Annotated in this window: 18 protein-coding genes; 11 read left to right on the forward strand and 7 right to left on the reverse strand. The window is 71.8% G+C overall.

Annotation, left to right across the window (positions count from 1 at the left end; all coding sequences use genetic code 11):
- Positions 1–157: 157 nt before the first annotated feature.
- Positions 158–1,819 (forward strand): AMP-binding protein, encoded by a 1,662-nt coding sequence (locus QWU11_RS21065; RefSeq protein WP_290115781.1) that lies wholly within the window; start codon positions 158–160, stop codon positions 1,817–1,819.
- Between the two features lie 157 nt (positions 1,820–1,976).
- Here QWU11_RS21065 and efeU read toward each other — a convergent pair whose 3' ends face one another.
- On the reverse strand, positions 1,977–2,837 hold the full coding sequence (efeU, locus tag QWU11_RS21070; protein ID WP_290115782.1) for an iron uptake transporter permease EfeU: 861 nt from the start codon (positions 2,835–2,837) through the stop codon (positions 1,977–1,979).
- 236 nt (positions 2,838–3,073) lie between these two features.
- Here efeU and QWU11_RS21075 point away from each other — a divergent pair, with 236 nt between their 5' ends.
- Positions 3,074–3,883: a polysaccharide deacetylase family protein gene (locus tag QWU11_RS21075; protein ID WP_290115783.1), complete on the forward strand. Its 810-nt coding sequence runs from the start codon at positions 3,074–3,076 to the stop codon at positions 3,881–3,883.
- A 129-nt stretch (positions 3,884–4,012) separates the two neighbouring features.
- Here the strand turns inward: QWU11_RS21075 and QWU11_RS21080 are convergent, their stop codons facing one another.
- The 3 genes from QWU11_RS21080 to QWU11_RS21090 are packed head-to-tail and all read right to left on the reverse strand — an operon-like array spanning position 4,013 to position 6,313.
- Positions 4,013–4,498 (reverse strand): GNAT family N-acetyltransferase, encoded by a 486-nt coding sequence (locus QWU11_RS21080; RefSeq protein WP_290115784.1) that lies wholly within the window; start codon positions 4,496–4,498, stop codon positions 4,013–4,015.
- The gene (locus QWU11_RS21085) at positions 4,488–5,711 is read right to left on the reverse strand and encodes a ribonuclease D (protein WP_290115942.1); all 1,224 of its coding nucleotides are present in this window, start codon (positions 5,709–5,711) and stop codon (positions 4,488–4,490) included. Before QWU11_RS21085 ends, QWU11_RS21080 begins: the two co-directional genes overlap by 11 nt.
- Before the next feature lie 23 nt (positions 5,712–5,734).
- The gene (locus tag QWU11_RS21090; protein ID WP_290115785.1) at positions 5,735–6,313 is read right to left on the reverse strand and encodes a DUF3000 domain-containing protein; all 579 of its coding nucleotides are present in this window, start codon (positions 6,311–6,313) and stop codon (positions 5,735–5,737) included.
- A gap of 503 nt (positions 6,314–6,816) precedes the next feature.
- Between QWU11_RS21090 and hemE the strand changes: the two genes are divergently transcribed.
- Positions 6,817–7,857 carry a uroporphyrinogen decarboxylase gene (gene hemE, locus QWU11_RS21095; protein WP_290115943.1) on the forward strand — a complete coding sequence of 347 codons (1,041 nt, stop codon included), beginning with the start codon at positions 6,817–6,819 and terminating at the stop codon, positions 7,855–7,857.
- A 2-nt stretch (positions 7,858–7,859) separates the two neighbouring features.
- On the opposite strand, the gene QWU11_RS21100 is transcribed toward hemE, so the two are convergent.
- Complete coding sequence (locus tag QWU11_RS21100; protein WP_290115786.1) at positions 7,860–8,693, reverse strand: DUF4349 domain-containing protein; 834 nt, start codon at positions 8,691–8,693, stop codon at positions 7,860–7,862.
- Between the two features lie 138 nt (positions 8,694–8,831).
- Between QWU11_RS21100 and hemG the strand changes: the two genes are divergently transcribed.
- The 6 genes from hemG to glgX all read left to right on the forward strand — a co-directional run bounded on the left by hemG (position 8,832) and on the right by glgX (position 16,819).
- On the forward strand, positions 8,832–10,313 hold the full coding sequence (gene hemG / locus QWU11_RS21105) for a protoporphyrinogen oxidase (RefSeq protein WP_290115787.1): 1,482 nt from the start codon (positions 8,832–8,834) through the stop codon (positions 10,311–10,313).
- 50 nt (positions 10,314–10,363) lie between these two features.
- Complete coding sequence (gene hemQ, locus QWU11_RS21110) at positions 10,364–11,005, forward strand: hydrogen peroxide-dependent heme synthase (RefSeq protein ID WP_290115944.1); 642 nt, start codon at positions 10,364–10,366, stop codon at positions 11,003–11,005.
- A gap of 314 nt (positions 11,006–11,319) precedes the next feature.
- Positions 11,320–11,865 (forward strand): hypothetical protein, encoded by a 546-nt coding sequence (locus QWU11_RS21115; RefSeq protein ID WP_290115788.1) that lies wholly within the window; start codon positions 11,320–11,322, stop codon positions 11,863–11,865.
- Between the two features lie 133 nt (positions 11,866–11,998).
- Positions 11,999–13,237: a phosphodiester glycosidase family protein gene (locus QWU11_RS21120; RefSeq protein ID WP_290115789.1), complete on the forward strand. Its 1,239-nt coding sequence runs from the start codon at positions 11,999–12,001 to the stop codon at positions 13,235–13,237.
- Positions 13,238–13,306: 69 nt separating this feature from the next.
- Complete coding sequence (locus tag QWU11_RS21125) at positions 13,307–14,575, forward strand: MFS transporter (RefSeq protein WP_290115790.1); 1,269 nt, start codon at positions 13,307–13,309, stop codon at positions 14,573–14,575.
- Positions 14,576–14,704: 129 nt separating this feature from the next.
- A complete protein-coding gene (gene glgX / locus QWU11_RS21130) occupies positions 14,705–16,819 on the forward strand; it encodes a glycogen debranching protein GlgX (protein ID WP_290115791.1) in 2,115 nt (704 codons plus the stop codon).
- Here glgX and QWU11_RS21135 read toward each other — a convergent pair.
- Positions 16,803–17,210, reverse strand: coding sequence for a hypothetical protein (locus tag QWU11_RS21135; RefSeq protein WP_290115792.1), 408 nt, complete (start codon positions 17,208–17,210; stop codon positions 16,803–16,805). The two genes, glgX and QWU11_RS21135, sit on opposite strands and share 17 nt — an antisense overlap.
- A gap of 122 nt (positions 17,211–17,332) precedes the next feature.
- On the opposite strand from QWU11_RS21135, the gene QWU11_RS21140 reads away from it, so the two are divergent.
- Both QWU11_RS21140 and QWU11_RS21145 read left to right on the forward strand, forming a co-directional pair.
- Complete coding sequence (locus tag QWU11_RS21140; protein WP_290115793.1) at positions 17,333–18,046, forward strand: pyrimidine reductase family protein; 714 nt, start codon at positions 17,333–17,335, stop codon at positions 18,044–18,046.
- A 109-nt stretch (positions 18,047–18,155) separates the two neighbouring features.
- Entirely contained in the window at positions 18,156–19,214 is a 1,059-nt protein-coding gene (locus QWU11_RS21145; protein WP_290115794.1) for an ATP-dependent DNA ligase, read from the forward strand.
- A 1-nt stretch (position 19,215) separates the two neighbouring features.
- Here the strand turns inward: QWU11_RS21145 and QWU11_RS21150 are convergent, their stop codons facing one another.
- Positions 19,216–20,265, reverse strand: coding sequence for a DNA polymerase domain-containing protein (locus tag QWU11_RS21150; protein WP_290115795.1), 1,050 nt, complete (start codon positions 20,263–20,265; stop codon positions 19,216–19,218).
- Positions 20,266–20,326 lie beyond the last annotated feature (61 nt).

The raw sequence follows: 20,326 nt of genomic DNA on the forward strand, positions 1-20,326 counted from the left end.
GTCGGGTCCTCCCTTTCTCACGGTGCGACTGATGTTCGTTATGTCCCCATAGGTTACTCGTCAGTAACCACTGACGTGCAAGCAGGCTCTTGCTGGGAAGGTTCACCCACCCGTAACCTGACCGGAATCACAGGATCGCGGGGAGTGACGGGCAGTGGTGCACGCCAGGCCGGAGCATCGCTCCGGAGCCGGACGCAGGGCCGGCCGGGCCATCAACGTGCCGCTGACCATCGCCAGGCGTGGCCTGCTGTGGCCCTGGCGCCCTCTGCGCGCCACCCGCCAGCTCACCGCGCTCCTTCACTGGGGCACCACATTGGCCGGCGGCCTGGTCTCGGCGGCCGTCCGCGACCCCGACCGGCCCGCCCTGGTCGACGAGCGCGGCGTCCTGACCTACGCCGAGCTGCACGACCGTACGGACCGGCTGGCCGCCGCCCTGATCCCCGACCGGGGCGGACGGCGCCGCCGCGTCGGCGTGCTCTGCCGCAACCACCGCGGCCTGGTCGAGGCGCTGGTCGCCTGCAGCAAGTGCGGCGCGGAGGTCGTGCTCCTCAACACCGGGCTCGGCGCCGGGCAGCTCAACGCCGTGATGCGCGAGCTGTGGGCCGACATCATCGTCGCCGACGCGGAGTTCGCCGACCTGCTGCCGCTCGGCGGCCGCCCGATCACCAAGGTGACCGGCTGGGGCTCCGGCCCGCAAGGGCGCGACCACCTGCGGGGAGTCGGCCCGACCCTCGACGAGCTGATCGAGCGCACCCCGGCGCCCGTCCTGGAGCCGCCCTCGACCCAGGGGCGCATCGTCTTCCTCAGCTCGGGCACGTCGGGCCGCCCGAAGGGCGCCCGCAGGCCGCCGCGCCCCGGGTTCGTGCCGCTCGCCGCGATGCTGGAGCGGACCCCGCTGCGCGTGGGCGACCGCATGCTCATCGAGGCGCCGCTGTTCCACGCCTGGGGTTACTCCTCGTTCCAGCTCGCCCTCGCGATGCGCGCGACGGTCGTCATCGGCCGGCGCTTCGACCCCGAGCTCACGCTGCGCACGATCCAGGAACGCTCCTGCACCACGTTGTTCACCGTGCCGATCATGCTGCAGCGCATCCTGGCCCTGCCCCGCTCCGTACGCGAGGCGTACGACACCTCGTCCCTGCGCGTGATCGCGGTCAGCGGCTCCCGGCTGCCGGGCGACCTGGCCACCGCCGTCATGGACGCCTATCCGGTCGAGCTGGTCAACGTGTACGGGTCGACGGAGGCGGGGTGGGTGACCATCGCCACCGCCGGCGAGCTGCGGGCCCACCCGGACACCGCGGGCCGGCCGGTGACCGGCGCCGTGGTGGCCATCCTGGACGAGCACGGCGACCCGGTGCCGGCGGGCGGCACCGGGCGCATCTTCGCCGCCAACGGCATGCACTTCGAGGGCTACACCGGCGGCGTGCCCATGGAGACCCGCGACGGCATGCTGTTCCTGGGCGACGTCGGTCACTTCGACCAGGACGGCCTGCTCTACATCGACGGCCGCGCGGACGAGATGATCGTCTCCGGCGGCGAGAACGTCTTCCCGGGCGCGGCCGAGGACGTGATCTCCCGCCTGCCGCAGGTGCGCGAGGTGGCGGTGACGAGCGTGCCGGACCCGGAGTACGGCGAGCGCCTGGCCGCCTACATCGTGACCGCGCCGGGCGAGCGCCTCGACGCCGACACGGTGCGCGGCCACGTACGGGGAGAGCTGGCCCGCTTCGCCGTGCCACGCGACGTGCACTTCCGCTCCCACCTGCCCCGCAACGCGATGGGCAAGGTCGTCCCCCACCAGCTCCGCGAGGCCGCGGCGCCGTAGGGCCCTCGTTCGCCGTTCGGGGCGAGGCGGTCGCACACGGTCTCGAGGACCACCTGGTACGCGCCGACGCCCGGCACCGGCCTCGGCCACGCACTGATCGGCGAGTCGTCGGCCACGAGGTCACCGCCGGCCGGCGACCCGGCGCGGCGGCGGGTGGTCAGCGGCCGGCGTCGGCGGTCTGTTCGCGTGGGGCCGCAGGGACCACGGGCTTGGCCGGGCGCAGGAACAGCAGCATGACCGGCACGAGGTACACCGTCCAGGCGATCGCCTGGGCGAGGGTGACCTGCGGGGTAAGGTTGAAGACGCCCTGCAGGGCCGTCTGGAGCCAGCGGCCGACCTGCCCCAGGCCGCCGAACCATCCGCTCGGCTCGAAGGCCAGCGTGCTCAGACCCGGCAGGATCGAGGCCTCCTGCAGGTCGTGGAAGCCGTACCCGAACACCCCGGCCGCGACCACGATGAGCGCCACGCCCGTGATCGTGAAGAACCTCTTGAGGTTGAGCTTCAGCCCGCCCCGGTAGAGCAGGTAACCCAGCAGTGCCGCGGTGATCAGCCCGAGCACCGCGCCGATGATCGGCTCGGTCGAGTTGTCGGCGTTGCTGATGTTGGTCCACAGGAACAGGGCCGTCTCCAGGCCCTCACGGCCGACGGCGAGGAACGCCACGAAGAACAGCGCCCCGGTGCCCATCGACAGCGCGCCCTGCAGTCTGCCCTCCAGCTCGGCCTTCATGAACCGCGCGGTACGGCGCATCCAGAAGACCATCCAGGTCACCAGGCCCACGGCGATGATCGACAGGAAGCCGCCGAACGCCTCCTGCGTCTTGAACTGCATCTCCCCGGAGGCGACGCTCAGCGCGACGCCGAACGCGACGGCGAGCACGATGGCCGTCCCCACGCCGCCCCACACGGGTTTCAGCGCCTGCCGGTTGCCTGACTTCACCAGATACGCGATCAGGATGCTGACGACGAGTGAGGCTTCGAGCCCTTCGCGTAGGCCGATGAGGTAGTTGCCGAGCAACAAGGGGGGTGCTCCTCGTCTCAGGGCCGCCGGGGGATCGGAGACCGAACTGACCTTAGGTAAAGCTAACCTAAGCGTGATTCTGTTGCCGATGAGGGGTCCACGCAACCCCGTGACGAGGGAGATTTGTCACTGATCGGCCGTCGATCGGCGCTGATGCTCCCTTTAGTGATCTGTTGCACGGTCTGGATTCGGGCACACGTATCCCACTGGCCCCTAGAGGGCATAGCGTTTGACATGTGGAGCTTCAGGACGTGATGACCCGCCGTCGGATGCTCGCCCTGGGCGCCGCCGGCCTCGGTGCCCTCGCCGTGGGCGACGGTGGCCCGGAGATGGCCACCATCACGCGGCCGTTAGCGCGTGGCCGCGCCGTGATCCATCCAGGGCACGGGCCGCACCTGCCCCGTCCCGGCGCGATGCCCGCTCGCCTGCCGCCGCTGCCCGCGCGTACCGACGCGGTCCACCGGCTGCCCGACCTGTTCCCGACGGTGCCGCCCGAGACCATCGCGCTGACCATCGACGACGGCCCGCAGCCCGAGTGGACGCCGAAGATGCTCGACCTGCTGGCGGAGTTCGACGTGAAGGCGACGTTCTCGCTGATCGGCATCCAGGTGAAGCAGTTCCCGAAGCTGGCCGACCGGATCGTGCGGGCGGGCCATCAGCTCTGCAACCACACGATGACCCACCCGCTCGGCATCGCGTCGATGTCGCGGAAGAGGGTCGACGCCGAGATCACCGAGGCGCACGACCGCATCGGCCACGCGACCGGCGTCGCACCGAAGTTCTTCCGCTCACCCGGCGGCGCCTGGTCCCACGCGGTGTTCCACTCGGCCGCCCGGCACGGCATGGTGCCGATCGACTGGGACATCGACCCCCGCGACTGGGCCCGCCCGGGTACCAGGCACATCAAACGCGCGATGCTGAAGGCCAAGGGCGGCGACATCCTGCTCTGCCACGACGGCGGCGGTGACCGCTCGGAGACGATCAAGGCGCTGCGAAAGGTCATCCCCGAGCTGAAGAAACGCGGCCTGACGTTCGTCCCGCTCTGACCCGCGGCGGGTTCGTCGGTGCGATGGGCTGTCCCGAAGCAGGACCGCGGGACTTCCTCGGCCTGGGCGTCCCCGTCCCGCTTCAGGCGCGGTCACCCGGCGACGTACGGCCGAGGACAGCGTGGGCGGTCAGCCCCGGTGATCGCGCCGGACGGCGCGGGCGTACCAGACGTACGGCGGGTCCAGGTGGTCGACGGTGAAGCCGAGGCGTTCGAGCAGCCGGCGCGAGGCGAGGTTGCTCTCGTGCACCTCGGCGGTCACCCGCCGGCAGTCCGGGAGGTTGCCCATCCACCCCACCAGCCCCCGTACGGCCTCGGTGCCATAGCCGTGCGCGCGCCAGGCGGCCCCCATGCCGTACCCGATCTCGGCCGAGCCGTCCGGGCCCGGCGCGTGCTTCATGCCGCACTCGCCGATCACGAGGCCGTCCAGCACGATCAGCCAGGTCAGCGCGCCCGGATCGGCGGCGGCGCGCATCGCGACGATCGGGGTCGCAGCGGTCGGCCACGTGCTGCCCGCCGTGAGGCCGGAGTAGTCGCCGTCCGCGAGCGCCTGGGCCGGGCCGGGGCCGAGCGGCCTCAGTACGAGGCGCTCGGTGACGATCGCGTCAGGTCTCACTCTTGGTCGCCAGCCTGACCAGGGCCTTGGCCAGAGGCGTGGCGGTGAGCTCCACCTGCCACGACCGGGACCCGAGCGCGGTCAGCACGAGCCCGACCGTCTCCTCGGTGACCGTCTCCGGGGGGCTCCAGGCCAGCCGGCGTACGGTGTCGGGCTGCAGGAGGTTCTCGGTGGGCATGGTGTGCTCGTCGGCCAGGGCCGCGACCACGGCGCGGGTGGCGGTCAGCCGCTCGGCGGCGGCCGGGTCGCGCTCGGCCCAGCGGTGCGCGGGCGGGGGCCCCTCGCCGGGCAGGCTGTGCTCGGGCAGTGAGACGTCCGGCAGCGTACGGCCCCGCTGTACGGCGCGGAACCACGCGGTGGCGTGACGCCGGGGGTTGCGCCCGCGGAAGGTCGCCAGGGCGGTCAGGTCGTCGGGCGTGCGCGGAAGCTGGAGCGCGGCCTCCACGATGGCGGCGTCGGGCAGTACGCGGCCGGGGGACAGGTCACGCTCGCGGGCGATCCGGTCGCGTGCCGTCCACAGCTCGCGGACGACCGCGAGGCTGCGGCGGGTGCGCAGCCGGTGGATGCCGGACGTGCGGCGCCAGGGGTCCTGGCGTGGCTCCTTCGGCGGCGCGGACAGGATCGCGGCGAACTCCTCCTCCGCCCAGGACAGCTTGCCCGCCTCGTCCAGTTCGGCGCGCAGCGCGTCGCGCAGCTCGACCAGGAGCTCGACGTCGAGTGCGGCGTAGCGCAGCCAGTCGGCGGGCAGCGGGCGGGTGGACCAGTCGGCGGCCGAGTGCCCCTTCTCCAGGGTGAAGCCCAGGACGGTCTCGACCATGGTGCCCAGGCCCACGCGGGGGTAGCCGAGGAGCCGGCCGGCCAGCTCGGTGTCGAACAGCAGGTCCGGCACCAGGCCCAGCTCGGCCAGGCAGGGCAGGTCCTGGGTGGCGGCGTGGAGCACCATCTCGGTACCCGCGAGCGCGGCGCACAGCCCGGACAGGTCGGCGCAGGGCACGGGGTCGATCAGGAAGCTGCCGGAGCCCTTACGGCGGAGCTGGACGAGGTAGGCACGCTGGCCGTACCGGTATCCGGAGGCGCGCTCGGCGTCGACCGCCACCGGCCCCTCGCCGTCCGCGAGTCTCTCGACCGCGTCCGCGAGTGCCTCGGGACTCGCCACGACCGGGGGAATCCCATCCCTCGGTTCGAGTAGTGGTACCACTTCTGCTTCGGACAATCCCACGCGCCTACCGTACGTCGTTAAACTCCTGAGCCCGGCAGGGAGGTGACCCCGGCGGGCGGCAATCCAGCCGCTAGACAGAGAACATCACACCAGGCGTTGATATGCCCTGACATGTTGCCGTCCGTCGGTGACCAGGACGCCCGGAGCTCCAGCTCCGTCGTCTCAGGATCCTCGTTCTTGTCTCCGAAGCTTTCTGAGACCGCGCGGGTGATCGTCCCGGAGGCCGCGCGGTAGCCCGCCCGGCGCTGGTCGAGGGCCTCCGTCAGCCAGCTCCAGCCGACCGGGCCGATCAGCGGGTCGGCCGCGATCTCGGGCTCGAGGTCGGCGCGGACGTAGGCCACCACGCGGAAGTCGCCGTGCCAGCCGCGCTGGCCCTCGGGGTCGTACAGGAGGATGAGCCGGCCGACGCCGAGCTCGCTGTCGTCCTCGCGGTAGACGGTGGCCATGATCGCCGAAGCGTACGGCGCCAGCCGTTGCGGCGCGGGCATGTCCTCGATGACGAGCTCGGAGCGGGAGGGCTCGGCGTCGACGAAGCCGCGCATGGTCTCGACGGCTCGCTGGAACGGCTCCGGCGGACGGGCGTCCCGGGGGGTCATCGATCCACCGGGCGATCTGCCGGACGCACGCCCTCGGTGGGGAGATGGGGACGCATGTCGCAGGGCCGCTCAGGCGGCCCAGGACCGAATGATCACCGGAGGCTGAGGTGCGTCGCCGATCACGAGGGCCATGCCGCACTCGACGCAGGCGAACTCGGGGCACTCCTCGCCGTGACCGTCGGCGCAGGGCGGCTGATCGAAGCTCCGCTCGTCGTCACAGACGGAACAATGACGTATGAGGGTCATCCGCTGGTGACCTCCCTCGGTTCGGCGTGGGGTGGAGCGTTCACACGCTCGCATGACGCCCGACGCGATCGCGGGACGTCGCTCGGCGTGTCCCGAAGATTCTCATAACGGACGTGCGGCCCTTGTCGCCGGGCGACTTCGAGGGTGCGACCCCGGCCTCCGGCCGTCCATGGGACGATCCAAGGGTGGCTGACGTTGTGAACCGACCGAAGAACCGGGTGCCCGAGCGATACTCGCGTGACGAGAACGCCAAGCGGATCCTCCCCACCGCCCGCCGGGACAGCTCGTTCCTCGACGCGTGCCGCCGCCGCCCGGTGCCGCACACGCCGGTGTGGTTCATGCGGCAGGCGGGCCGGTCGCTGCCGGAGTACCGCGAGGCGCGGGGCGGCATCCCGATACTGGAGGCGTGCACGATACCGGACCTCATCGTGGAGATCACGATGCAGCCGGTGCGCCGCTACGCCGTGGACGCGGCGATCTTCTTCAGCGACATCGTCGTCCCGCTCAAGGCGGTCGGCGTCGACCTCGACATCAAACCGGGCGTCGGCCCGGTGATCGCCGACCCGATCCGCGACGCCGCGGCGGTCGACCGGCTGCGCCCGCTGGAGCCCGGCGACGTGCCGTACGCCGCCGAGGCCGTGCGCTCGCTCACCGGCGAGCTGGGCGACATCCCGCTCATCGGCTTCGCGGGCGCTCCGTTCACGCTCGCCTCCTACCTCATCGAGGGCGGCCCGTCGAAGAACCACGAGCGCACCAAGGCGATGATGTACGGCGAGCCGGAGCTGTGGGCGCGCCTGCTCGACCGGCTCTCCGACATCGCGATCGCCTACCTCAAGGTGCAGGTCGAGGCCGGCGCCCGCGCGATCCAGGTCTTCGACTCCTGGGTCGGCGGCGTCTCCCCGGCCGACTACCGCGCGTCGGTGCTGCCGCACAGCAAGAAGATCTTCACCGCCATGGAGGAGTACGACGTGCCCCGGATCCACTTCGGCGTGGGCACGGGCGAGCTCCTCGGCCTGATGGGCGAGGCGGGCGCGGACGTGGTCGGCGTCGACTGGCGCGTGCCGCTCGACGACGCCGTGCACCGCGTCGAGGCCGGCAAGGCGCTCCAGGGCAACCTGGACCCGGCGATCCTGCTGGCCCCGTGGGAGGTCGTCGAGGCACGCGCCCGCGAGATCCTGGCCCAGGGCCGTACGGCCGAGGGCCACGTCTTCAACCTCGGCCACGGCGTCCTGCCCAACACCGACCCCGGCGTCCTGGCCCGGCTGGCGGACCTGGTCCACGCCGAGTCCACCCGCTGACCTCAGCTCTCGGCCGAGCGACGGCGGCGCCACAGCCACCAGGCGGGCAGGCCGAGCAGTGCGGCGAGGCCGAGGAACGGCAGCAGCCAGCCGACCACGAGGGACAGCCCCGTCACGAACGCCGTGAACGCCCGCCAGCCCGACGACACGCCTCCCGCGAAACCGGTCCGCCTGTGGTGTTCACGCCGCGCCACGGCGGTGCCCTGCAGCCGCAGCGTCACCGTCGCGTAGCTCGTCTGGGCGCTCAGCGACTTCTGGCGGGCCTGCAACGACTCCAGGTCCGCCTCGCGGGTGGAGATCTCCTGCTCCAGCCGTACGACGTCGTCCACGCTGTGCGCGCGGTCGAGCAGCGCGCGGAACGCGGCCAGCGTCGCCTTGGCCGACTTGACGCGGCTGGCGACGTCCGCGACCTCCTCCGTCACGTTCTGGGCCTGCTGCCGTAGCGAGACGCGGCGGCCGATGCGGGACGAGCCGAGCTGGTCCAGGACGTCCTGGTAACGCGCCGAGGGGATCTTGAAGGTGATGGTGGCCGAAGGGCGTGAGCCGGGATCGTCGGCGGCGCTCTCGTCGCCGACGTAGCCGGCCGCGGCGGTGACGATCCGCTTCGCCTCGCCCGCCGCGCCGGGCACGTCACCGGCCCGTACGGTCAGGTCGGCGGTATAGACGATCGCCTGCGCGGGCGCCAGGCGTACCTGCTGGGCCGTTCCGGCGGCGTCCGCCTTGGGTGCGCGGGCCCCGCTGTCGGCGCGGCCCGCGGATGAGGATGATCCTGCGTTGTTCCCGGAGCAGCCCGCGAGCACCAGCGTGGCGGCCAGGACGACGATCAGCGGTCTCATAGGGTTGAGACGCTGCGGCGTTCGCCGTCGTTCACGACCGGCCGTCGCGAACGGGTCACGATGGCGACGCGCGCCGATCACGGACACAGCCGTAAGGCCGTGTCAGGGCCCGCCGAAACCTCTGGGATCGTGGGACACATGACCGAGTGGAGCGACACCGATGCGCCCTCGCGCGCCCACGTCGCCGTCGTCGGCGGCGGGATCGCCGGGCTGACCGCCGCCTACCACGCCGCGCTGGGCGGCGCCCGGGTGACTCTTCTCGAGGGCTCCCCGGACGTCGGCGGCAAGCTGCGCGTGAGCGAGATCGCCGGCCTGGCCGTGGACGAGGGCGCCGAGGCGATGCTCGCGCGCCGCCCCGAGGCCCTGGAGCTCGTCCGCGAGCTGGGCCTCGGTGACCGTCTCGCCTACCCCGGCACGACCTCCGCGGCGATCTGGAGCCGTGGCGCGCTTCACGCCATGCCCGCCGGCCACATCATGGGCGTGCCCGCCGACCTGGGCGCCCTGGCCCGTTCGCGCGTGCTCTCGGCGGCGGGCCTGGCCCGCGTGCCCCTCGACCTCGTGCGGCCCGCGACCCCGCGCGGCGAGGACGTGTCCGTGGCCGAGCTGATCGGCGCGCGCGTCGGCTCGGAGGTGGTGGACCGGCTGGTCGAGCCCCTCCTTGGCGGGGTGTACGCCGGGCGCGCCGACGACCTGTCCTTCGAGGCGACGATGCCTGGCCTGGCCGACGCCTCGCGGACCCGCCGCTCCCTGATCACCGCCGCCCGCGCCGTACGCGAGGCGGCGCCGCAGGCGTCCGGGCCGGTGTTCGCCACCCTCACCGGCGGCCTGGGCGGGCTGGCCCAGGCGCTCACCGCGCGGCTCGTCGAACTCGACGTGACCGTACGCACCGCGACGATGGTGCGCGAGCTGCGGCGCACCCCGGAGGGCTGGCGGCTCACGCTCGGCCCCACGCGTGAGCCGGAGCCCCTCGACGCCGACGCGGTCATCCTCGCCGTACCCGCCCGCCCCGCGCGGCGCCTGCTGGGCGAGGAGGCGCCGGTGGCGGCGGCCGAGCTGGCCCGGATCGAGTACGCCAGCATGGCGATCGTCACCCTGGCCTACTCCGGCAGCGCCTTCCCCACGCAGCCCACCAGGAGCGGCTACCTCGTGCCCGCCGTCGAGTCGAGCGGGGTCAAGGCGGTCACCTTCAGCACGACCAAGTGGCCGCACCTCATCGACGGCGCCCCCGGCATGGTGGTGATCCGCTGTTCCATCGGCCGGTACGGCGAGGAGGAGACCCTCCAGCGCCCGGACGACGAGCTCAAGGCCATCGCCATGACCGAGCTGGCCCGTACGACCGGCGTGATCGAGCTCCCCGTCGACGTCCGCGTCACCCGCTGGGGCGGCGCGCTCCCGCAGTACTCCGTGGGCCACCTCGACCGGGTCGCGCGCATCCGCGCCGCCGTCGCGGGCGCGCCCGGCCTGGCGGTCTGCGGCGCGGCCTACGACGGCGTGGGGATCCCGGCCTGCGTCGCCTCGGCCCGCGCGGCGGCGGCCCGGGTGCTGGGTAGCCTGGAGGACCGGGCACAATCAGATCCGGCACAAGACCGACCGGCGAGCGACTGGGGGACCACACAGTGAGTGGCGACAAGCCGAAGGCGCGCGACCTCAACCAGGTGATCCGCTACACCATGTGGTCGGTCTTCCGCGTACGCGGCCTCGCCGACGCCGACCGCGACGCCGTCGCCCGCGAGGTCGAGGACCTGCTCGAACAGGCCGCCGCCAAAGACGTCGTCACCCGGGGCGCGTACGACGTCGCCGGCCTGCGCGCGGACGCCGACTACATGTTCTGGTGGCACGCGCCGAGTTCCGACGACCTCCAGGAGATCTACGGCCGCTTCCGCCGTACGGCGCTGGGCCGCGCGTCCGAGCCGGTCTGGTCGGTGATGGCGCTGCACCGGCCGGCGGAGTTCAACAAGAGCCACATCCCGGCGTTCCTCGCCGAGGAGGAGTCACGGGCGTACGTCTGCGTCTATCCGTTCGTGCGCTCCTACGAGTGGTACCTCCTGGCCGACGACGAGCGCCGCGTGATGCTCGCCGAACACGGCCGGATGGCCCGGGAGTACCCGGACGTACGGGCCAACACGGTGTCCTCGTTCGCCCTGGGCGACTACGAGTGGATCCTCGCCTTCGAGGGCGACGAGCTCCACCGGATCGTCGACCTCATGCGCCACCTGCGCGGCTCGGAGACCCGGCGCCACGTCCGCGAGGAGATCCCGTTCTACACCGGCTCCCGCAAACCGGTCACCGAACTGGTCGCCGCCCTGCCCTGACCCCTCGGCCCGTCAGTGGCCGCCCTGCCCTGACCCCTCGGCCCGTCAGTGGCCGCCCTGCCCTGACCCCTCGGCCCGTCAGTGGCCGCCCTGCCCTCTCCGCCCGGATATCGCCGCTGCGCGCCCGGACCGGCCTGTCCTGACCGTCCGTCGGCGGTGGGTGGCCGTTCGGCTCATCGGCGGTAAAAAGTTCTCCATCGCCGTCGCGGCGTCCCCTGGGAGTGCACGAGTATCCCGGAGGCGGCGACCGCCGCCGGGAGCACGGCCTTTCTTCGGAACCTGGCATAAGGAGCATGGTGCGCGGAGCACGGCGTGTGAAGGGACGGCATGCGCGGGCTCTCGCCGGGGCCGCGACGATGGCCGCGGGGCGGCGGCCTTCGCTGGCGCTGGTCGGTGCGGCCGGGCTCGGCCTCACGCTGGCGACGGTGCTGCTGGCGGTCGCGGCGCTCATCCCGGGCGGGTCCGGCGGCGCGGCGCCCCGGGCGGCTACGGTGAACGTCCTCGGCGGCCAGGCGATGCCCGCCCATGCCGAGCCCGTACGCCCCATGGGCCCCGTACGCCCCGCGGAGCGCGGCGACCAGGCCGCGCGGGCCTTCTACACGGCCCACGACCCGCTCCGCGCGAGACACGTCACCGAGGTCGTCTGGACCGGCCCGATGCTCCGCGTCTACACGGACCTGCCCGCCGCCGACGCCGACTCCAAGACGGCCATCGCCCTGTGCGAGACGGCCGCGAAGTACCTCACCCAGCGTGACCACATCCCCGTCGTCTTCGTGCACGCCGACAAGGCGGCCGGTTACCCGGTCCTGGCCAACAAGATGGACGCGAGCGACGACTGCCGCCTCGGCCGCGTGCCCTGAGCCGGAGAGCCGGAGAGAGAGCCGCGCTGTTCCCGGAACCGTTGGAAACACCTTTTCCGGACGTCGCACCACGGCCACCCGGGCTCGGGCATGATCAACGGGTTTCGCCTCCGAGTGAAGGGCACCCCGCGTCGTGCTGAAACGCTGGACGAAGACGCTGTCCGTGCTGCTGGCGCCGGTCGCCGCGTGCGCCGTCGCACTCCCGGCCACGGCCGCCACGGCCCCTACGCGAACCGTCAAGTACCTCGGCACCCGGCACGTCTGGCCCGGTGTCGTCTTCCGCACGTACGAGACGACCGGCCCCAAGGGCCCGGTCCTCGGCGACCTGCTCGACGTCGACCTGAGGAACCCCCGGGTCGCCGTCGGCCTCCTCCACCCGCCCGCCGTGGCGGCGCGCGAGACCGTCTCGGCCATGGCCGACGCCCAGCACGCGGTGGCCGGGGTGAACGGCGACTTCTTCAACATCAGCGAGACTCACGCCGGGGTGCCGGCGACCGGCTCCGCCGTCGGCCCCGAGGTCGCCGGCGGCCGTGCCCTCAAGGCCGCCGTGCCGTTCGGGCAGCGTTTCGGCCCCATGCCGCCGGAGGGGGCCACGACCGAGGACGTCATCGGCGTCGGCGCCGACCGTACGGCCAGGATCTCCGCCCTGCACCTGACCGGGACCGCCGACGGGCCGGGACCGCGGATCGAGGTCGGCGGCCTCAACCAGTACGCGCTGCAGGTCGGGGGAGTGGGCGCGTTCACGAGCGCGTGGGGCCCGGTGTCGCGGCTGCGGTCGGTCTGCGGCACCGACACCTCGCGCGCCGCCGCGTGCAGCGTCAACACCGAAGAGGTGACGGTACGGCGCGGTACCGTGACCCACGCCGGCACCGCGATCGGCGCGGGGGCGATCCCGCCGGACACGACGGTGCTGGTCGGGCGGGAGGCCGGGGCCGACGCGCTGCGGCGGCTGCGCCCCGGCGACCGGGTGCGGATCGCGTACCACCTGAGCGGGCCGGGCCACCTGAGGTTCGCCGTGGGCGGCTTCGGGATCCTCCGCGACGGGGCGGCGCCGCCGGACCTCGACGCCGTCACCCTCGCCGCCCGTACCGCCGCCGGGGTGAGCCGGAACGGACGGCACCTGTACCTCGTCGTCGCGGACGCGAGTTCGCCCGCGAGCACCGGCCTGACCCTCGCCGGGCTCGCCGCCCTGCTGCGCGAGATGGGCGCGGACGACGCGATGGACCTCGACGGCGGCGGCTCGACCACTCTGGTGCTGCGCGGGCCCGGCGAGCCCGTCGCGTCCGTGCGCAACTTTCCGCCCAACGGGGTCGAGCGCCCGGTCGCCAACGGCATCGGCGTCTTCGCCCAGCGGGGGCTGACGGGGAAGTAAGGAACCTTGACTTCCGGAATAAGGTAGTGGATCACTAGGGGAGCACTGATTCGGACGAAGGAATCGGATATGAGCCTCCCCCTGCTCGGCGACATCCGCGACCAGGCCTCCGGCCTCGACCGCGACCAACGCAACGCGTTCCTCGCCGCCCTGCTCGGCTGGACGATGGACGCCTTCGACTACTTCCTCCTGATCTTCGTGATCACGGAGGTGGCCAAGGAGTTCGGCACGTCGGCCGAGAAGGTCACCGTCGCCACGACGCTGACGCTGATCGCCCGGCCGCTCGGCGCGTACGTCTTCGGGATCTGGGCCGACAAGGTCGGCCGGCGCATCCCGCTGATGGTCGACGTGCTGTTCTACTCGGCCGTGGAGTTCGTCTCCGGCTTCTCCACCTCGCTGACCATGCTGCTGGTGCTGCGCTTCCTGTACGGCCTGGGCATGGGCGGCGAGTGGGGCCTCGGCGCGTCGCTGGCCATGGAGAAGATCCCGGTCGCCAAACGCGGGTTCTACTCCGGGCTGCTCCAGGTCGGCTACTCACTCGGCTACCTCATCGCGGCCGTCGCGTACTTCGTGATCACCCCGATCTTCGGCTGGCGCGGCCTGTTCTTCTTCGGCGCCGTGCCGGGGCTGATCGCGCTCTACATCCGTTACCGCGTCGGAGAGTCGGAGGCGTGGGAACGCACCAACGAACGCCTGCAGATCACCCGTACGCCGCTGCGCAAGGTCTTCCTGGACCGGAAAGTCCTCGTGCGGTTCTTCTACCTCGTGCTGCTCATGACCGCGTTCAACTTCATGAGCCACGGCACGCAGGACGTGTACCCGACCTTCCTCAAGAAGGGCCTGGGCCACTCACCGCACTACGCCGTCTACATCGCGATCATCTACAACATCGGCGCGATCATCGGCGGCGTGTTCGTCGGCGCGCTGTCGCAGCGGTTCGGCCGCCGCCGGGCCATCGTCGGCTCGGCCCTGCTCGGGCTGCTCGTCGTGCCGCTGTTCGCCTACTCCCAGGCGACGGCGCTGCTCGCGGTCAGCGCGTTCCTCATGCAGTTCTTCGTCCAGGGTGCCTGGGGCGTCATCCCGGCCCACCTCACCGAGATGTCGCCGGACGCCATCCGCGGGTTCTACCCCGGCGTGACGTACCAGCTCGGCAACCTGCTCGCCGCGATCAACCTGCCGCTGCAGGAACGCCTCGCCGACGCGCACGGCTATCCGTTCGCGTTCATGGTCGTGGTGATGCCGACTCTGGTGGCCGTGGTGCTGCTCACGGCGTTCGGCCGGGAGGCCCACAGCGTGGAGTTCGGCCAGGATCCGGTGCGGGTTCCGGAGAAGACCTGACCTCCTCCGTGGCCCGTACCGGAGGCGGAGCGTAACGATCCGAACACCGGCTCGGCCCGGCCGTTCGCATATTTCTCCGGGTGCGGCAACAATCAACGGGATCGTGTCCGTTGGCGCCCGAGGAGAGCGATGCACGAAGTGTGGCCCGGAACGCCGTACCCGCTGGGCGCCAGCTGGGACGGGACCGGTACGAACTTCGCGCTGTTCTCCGAAGTGGCGCACCGGGTCGAGCTGTGCCTGTTCGACGACCGGGGCCGGGAGACGCGCTACGTCCTGCCCGAGGTCGACGGCTTCGTCTGGCACGGCTACGTGCTGGGGGTCGGCCCCGGGCAGCGGTACGGCTACCGCGTGCACGGCCCGTACGACCCGAAGTCCGGCGACCGGTGCAACCCGGCCAAGCTGCTGCTCGACCCGTACGGCAAGGCGCTCGACGGCGACCTCCGCTGGCACGAGTCGGTCTTCTCCTACCACTTCGCCGCGCCGTCGGAGATGAACACCGAGGACAGCGCCCCGTACATGCCGAAGAACGTCGTGATCAACCCGTTCTTCGACTGGGGCGACGACCGCGCGCCGCGCACGCCGTACAACGAGACGGTGATCTACGAGGCGCACGTCAAGGGCCTCACCCGGCTGCACCCGAAGATCCCCAAGCGCCAGCGCGGCACGTACGCCGGGCTGTCCCACCCCGCGACCGTGGACCACCTGCTCGATCTGGGCGTGACCGCGATCGAGCTGATGCCCGTGCACCAGTACGTCTCCGAGCATGCGCTCGTCGCGCGCGGGCTGACGAACTACTGGGGCTACAACACGGTCGGCTTCTTCGCCCCGCACAACGCCTACTCCTCCTCCGGGCAGCTCGGCGAGCAGGTCCTGGAGTTCAAGGCGATGGTCCGGACGATGCACGAGGCGGGCATCGAGGTCATCCTCGACGTGGTCTACAACCACACCGCCGAGGGCGACCACCTCGGGCCGACGCTCAGCTTCCGCGGCATCGACAACGCCGCGTACTACCGGCTCAGCGACAGCGACAAGCGCTACAACCTCGACTACACCGGCTGCGGCAACAGCCTCAACGTCCGGCACCCGCACTCCCTGCAGCTGATCATGGACTCGCTGCGCTACTGGGTGATCGAGATGCACGTGGACGGGTTCCGGTTCGACCTGGCGTCCGCGCTCGCGCGGGAGTTCCACGACGTGGACCGCCTCGCCACCTTCTTCGACCTGGTGCAGCAGGACCCGGTCGTGTCGCAGGTCAAGCTGATCGCCGAGCCGTGGGACGTAGGGGAGGGCGGCTACCAGGTCGGCAACTTCCCGCCCCTGTGGACCGAGTGGAACGGCAAGTACCGCGACTCGATCCGCGACTTCTGGCGCGGGGAGCCGGTCCTGCCGGAGTTCGCCTCGCGCCTGACCGGCTCCAGCGACCTGTACGCCGACGACGGCCGGCGTCCGCTCGCCTCGATCAACTTCGTGACCTGCCACGACGGCTTCAGCCTGCACGACCTCGTCTCCTACGACCACAAGCACAACGAGGCCAACGGCGAGAACAACCGCGACGGAACCGACGACAACCGCTCCTGGAACCACGGCGCCGAGGGCGAGACCGACGACCCGGCGATCCAGGGGCTGCGCGTACGGCAGATGCGCAACTTCATCGCCACGCTGTTCCTGTCCCAGGGCGTGCCGATGCTGTCGCACGGCGACGAGCTCAGCCGCACCCAGCGGGGCAACAACAACGCCTACTGCCAGGACGGCGAGCTGGCCTGGATGTCCTGGGGCGACGACGGCGACCTCACCGCCTTCGTCCGCCGGGTCTCGGAGCTGCGCGGTGACCACCCGGTCTTCCGCCGCCGCCGGTTCTTCGAGGGCCGTACGCACGGCGGGCCGCTCGACGGCACGCGCGACATCGTCTGGCTGACACCGACGGGCACGGAGATGACGGAGTCGGACTGGCACACCGGTTATGCCAAGGCCGTCGCGGTCTACCTCAACGGCGACGCGATCACCGAGCCGGACACCCGCGGCCAGCGCGTACGCGACGACTCCTTCCTGCTGCTCCTCAACGCCCACTCCGAGAGCATCACGTTCCGCCTGCCGGACGTGATCTACGGCGAGCGCTGGGAGGTCGCCCTCGACACGGCCGTCGCCGAGGCGCCGGCCGGCGGCGAGCCGGTCAAGGCGCACGACGAGGTCGAGGTGGTCGACCGCGGGCTCGTCCTGCTGCGGAGGCTCAGCGACTCGCCGTGATGGCGGTGAGGAGCACGAGGACGAACGTCAGCGTGGCCACCGCGCCGTGGGCGACCACCGCCACGGCGGGAAAGCCCTGCTCGGCGCCGCGCGCGTGCTTGCCGCCCTCACCGGTCAGCCACCGGGTGAACATCACGAACCCCAGCAGCGTTACGAGCACGAGCGCGCCGAAGGCGCTCCAGGCGTACACCGAGCGCTCGGTGAGCAGGAACATCACCCAGACCGCCAGGGCCAGCACGGCGAGCGTGGGGTGGCCGAGGACGAGTATGGCGGGATAGCGGGTGACCTTGGTGCCCTGGCGGCGCGGCCCGCCCTCGGCCAGCCAGCGTACGAGGAGGCGCAGGCCCGCACCGGCGGTCAGCACCCACATCACTAACGCGGCGATCTCCAACGTGTCTCCCCCTCCGCACTCGGCTGCCCTCCCCAAGTCTTCCTGGAAAACGGCGATTTGATAAGCCGAACGCAGCCAGCCAGTCGCAAGATGTGACGGCGCCTTATGCCACTCTGGTTGCCATGCGCATCTTCGAACCGGCCGGCGCCGCGGATCTCGCCGAGGCGTACGCCTATCCCGGAGACGGACCCTGGCTGCGGGCCAACATGGTGGCCTCCGCGGACGGCGCCGCGACCCACAGCGGCCTGACCGAGGGGCTCGGTGGCCCCGCCGACCGCCGGCTCCTGTCCGTCCTGCGGGCCCTGTCCGACGTGGTGGTCGTGGGCGCCGGCACGGTCCGCGCCGAGACGTACGGTCCGGTACGCCCCCGCGACTGGTGGGGCGACCTGCGCGAGGGCCGTACGCCCGCGCCGCCGCTGGCGGTCATCTCGCGCAGCCTCGACTTCGACCTCGACTCCCCGATGTTCACCGAGGCCCTCACCCCCACGATCGTGATCACCTGTCCGTCCGCGCCCGTGGAGCGCCTGCGCGCCTGCGAGAAGCGCGCCGAGGTGATCACTCTGGACGGCGACCAGGTGGACGCCGGGGCCGCGCTGGACGCCCTCGCCGGGCGCGGCCTGGTCCGCCAGCTCACCGAGGGCGGCCCCCACCTGCTCGCCCAGATCGCGGCCGCCGGGCGCCTCGACGAGCTCTGCCTCACGATGAGCCCGCGGCTCACCGCGGGGAACGCGGCCCGCGTGGTGAACGGCCCGGCGCTGGAGCCGCCGACGTCGTTGCGGCTCGGCCACGTTCTGGAGGAGGACGACTTCGTCTTCCTCCGCTACGTGCGGAGATGACCTCGCCGGTGCCGGGTGTCCCGGCGGGCTCTGCCTTACGATGAGCCCGCAGCTCACCGCCCTGGAACGCGGCCCGCGTTCCGCCTCCGACACGTAAGGAGATGAGCTCGTGGACCTGCCCGTGAGCCCACCCGTGGCGCCGATGCTCGCCAAGGCGGTCAAGGCGCTGCCGCGCGGCGACCTGCTGTACGAGCCCAAGTGGGACGGCTTCCGCGCCGTCGTGTTCCGCGACGGCGACGAGGTGGACATCCGGGGCCGCAACGGCAAACCGCTCGGCCGCTACTTCCCCGAGCTGGTCGAGGGGTTCGCCCGCGAGCTGCCCGCGCGCTGCGTGCTCGACGGCGAGATCATCCTGCGCCAGGGCCAGGTGCTGGAGTTCGAGGTGCTCCAGCAGCGCATCCACCCGGCCGCATCCCGCGTCAAGCTGCTGGCCGAGCAGACCCCGGCCTCCTTCGTCGCCTTCGACCTCCTCGCGCTCGGCGACGAGTCGCTGATGGAGACGCCCTTCGGCGAGCGCCGGGCCAAGCTCACCGAGGCGCTCGCGAACGCCAAGGCGCCCGTCCACGTCACCCCGGCGACCGACGACTACGACGTGGGTCAGCGCTGGTTCTCCGAATTCGAGGGCGCGGGGCTCGACGGCGTGATCGCCAAACCGCTGGACGGCCCGTACGAACCCGACAAGCGGGCGATGTTCAAGGTCAAGCCCGAGCGCACCGCCGACTGCGTGGTGGCCGGGTTCCGCTGGCACAAGTCCGGGCCGATCGTCGGCTCGCTGCTGCTGGGCCTCTACGACGGCGACCGGCTGCAGCACGTGGGCGTCTCGGCCTCGTTCCCGATGGCGCGCCGCGCCGAGCTGGTGGACGAGCTCGCGCCGTACCGGATGGAAGAGCTGGACGGCCACCCGTGGGCCGAGTGGGCCCGGCAGACCGACGCCACCCCCGACCGCATGCCCGGGGCGGTCACCCGCTGGAACGCCAAGAAGGACCTGTCGTGGGTCGCCCTGCGCCCGGAGCTGGTCTGCGAGGTCGCCTACGACCAGATGGAGGGCACGCGCTTCCGGCACACGGCGAGGTTCCGCCGCTGGCGCACGGACCGTACGCCCGAGTCGTGTGGCTATGACCAGCTCGAGGTGCCTGTGGCGTACGACCTGGACGACATCCTCGGCTGATCTAGTCCTTGCGCGCCTTGCTCGGCTGGACGCGCTTGGGCTCGCCCTCCATCTTCGGATAGTTGGGCGGGTACGGCATGTCGCCCAGCCCGTGGTCCTTCTCGTCCCGGTCGGCCCACTCCAGCAGGGGTTCGAGCGTGAACGCCGCGTCGTCGATGTCCGCGTGCGGGTCGCCGATCTCGGCGAACCGCGCCGGCATCGTGGCGATGGTGAAGTCGTCGGTCTCCACGTCGGGCAGCTCGTCCCAGGTCACCGGCGCGGAAACGGGCGCGTACGGCTTGGGCCGCACGCTGTAGGCCGAGGCGATCGTCCGGTCGCGGGCGTTCTGGTTGAAGTCAATGAAGACCTTCTCGCCGCGCTCCTCCTTCCACCAGGCCGTGGTGACCAGGTCCGGCATCCGCCGCTCGATCTCGCGGGCGAAGGCCAGCGCCGACCGGCGTACCTCGGTGAAGGTCCAGCGCGGCTCGATCCGCAGGTAGACGTGCACGCCGCGGTTGCCGGAGGTCTTGGGGTGGCCGGTGAAGCCGAGCTCGGCGAGCATCTCCCGTACGGGCCCGAGCGCGACCTTCTTGGCGTCGGCGAAGTCGGTGCCGGGCTGCGGGTCGAGGTCGATGCGCAGCTCGTCGGGGTGATCGACGTCGCCGCGGCGTACGGGCCAGGGGTGGAAGGTCACCGTGCCGAGGTTGGCGGCCCACGCGACGTCGGCGAGCTCGACGGGACACAGCTCGTCGGCATGCCGTCCGCTGGGGAAGGCGATCCGCGCGGTCTCGATCCAGTCGGGGGTGTTCTTGGGGATGCGCTTCTGGAAGAACGCGTCCCCCCGGTTGTCGGCGCGGGTGGACAGCTTCGCGCCCTCGAACACCCCACCGGGCCAGCGCTCGAGGGTCGTCGGCCGCTCGCGGAGCGCGCGCAGGATCCCGTCGCCCACCGACAGGTAGTAGTTGACCAGATCCAGCTTGGTCTCCTGCCGAGCGGGGAAGTACACCTTGTCCGGGTTGGTGACCTTAACGACGCGGTCTCCGACCTGGATCTCCACGTAAGGGGACGCCATAGGCGGCACGTTACCCCGCCGGGGCGACAGGCCAGCGGAATGGCGGCCGTACGGCGACGGT

This window comes from Actinomadura sp. DC4 (assembly GCF_030406325.1).
Classification (GTDB): Bacteria; Actinomycetota; Actinomycetes; order Streptosporangiales; family Streptosporangiaceae; genus Actinoallomurus.

Coding starts and splice junctions, on each gene's coding strand:
- QWU11_RS21090 (WP_290115785.1), bottom strand. CDS start 6,313: ATGACCCCCCGGGACGCCCGTCCGCCGGAGCCGTTCCAGCGAGCCGTC.
- QWU11_RS21100 (WP_290115786.1), bottom strand. CDS start 8,693: ATGAGACCGCTGATCGTCGTCCTGGCCGCCACGCTGGTGCTCGCGGGC.
- hemG (WP_290115787.1), top strand. CDS start 8,832: ATGACCGAGTGGAGCGACACCGATGCGCCCTCGCGCGCCCACGTCGCC.
- hemQ (WP_290115944.1), top strand. CDS start 10,364: ATGTGGTCGGTCTTCCGCGTACGCGGCCTCGCCGACGCCGACCGCGAC.
- QWU11_RS21125 (WP_290115790.1), top strand. CDS start 13,307: ATGAGCCTCCCCCTGCTCGGCGACATCCGCGACCAGGCCTCCGGCCTC.
- glgX (WP_290115791.1), top strand. CDS start 14,705: ATGCACGAAGTGTGGCCCGGAACGCCGTACCCGCTGGGCGCCAGCTGG.
- QWU11_RS21140 (WP_290115793.1), top strand. CDS start 17,333: ATGCGCATCTTCGAACCGGCCGGCGCCGCGGATCTCGCCGAGGCGTAC.
- QWU11_RS21150 (WP_290115795.1), bottom strand. CDS start 20,265: ATGGCGTCCCCTTACGTGGAGATCCAGGTCGGAGACCGCGTCGTTAAG.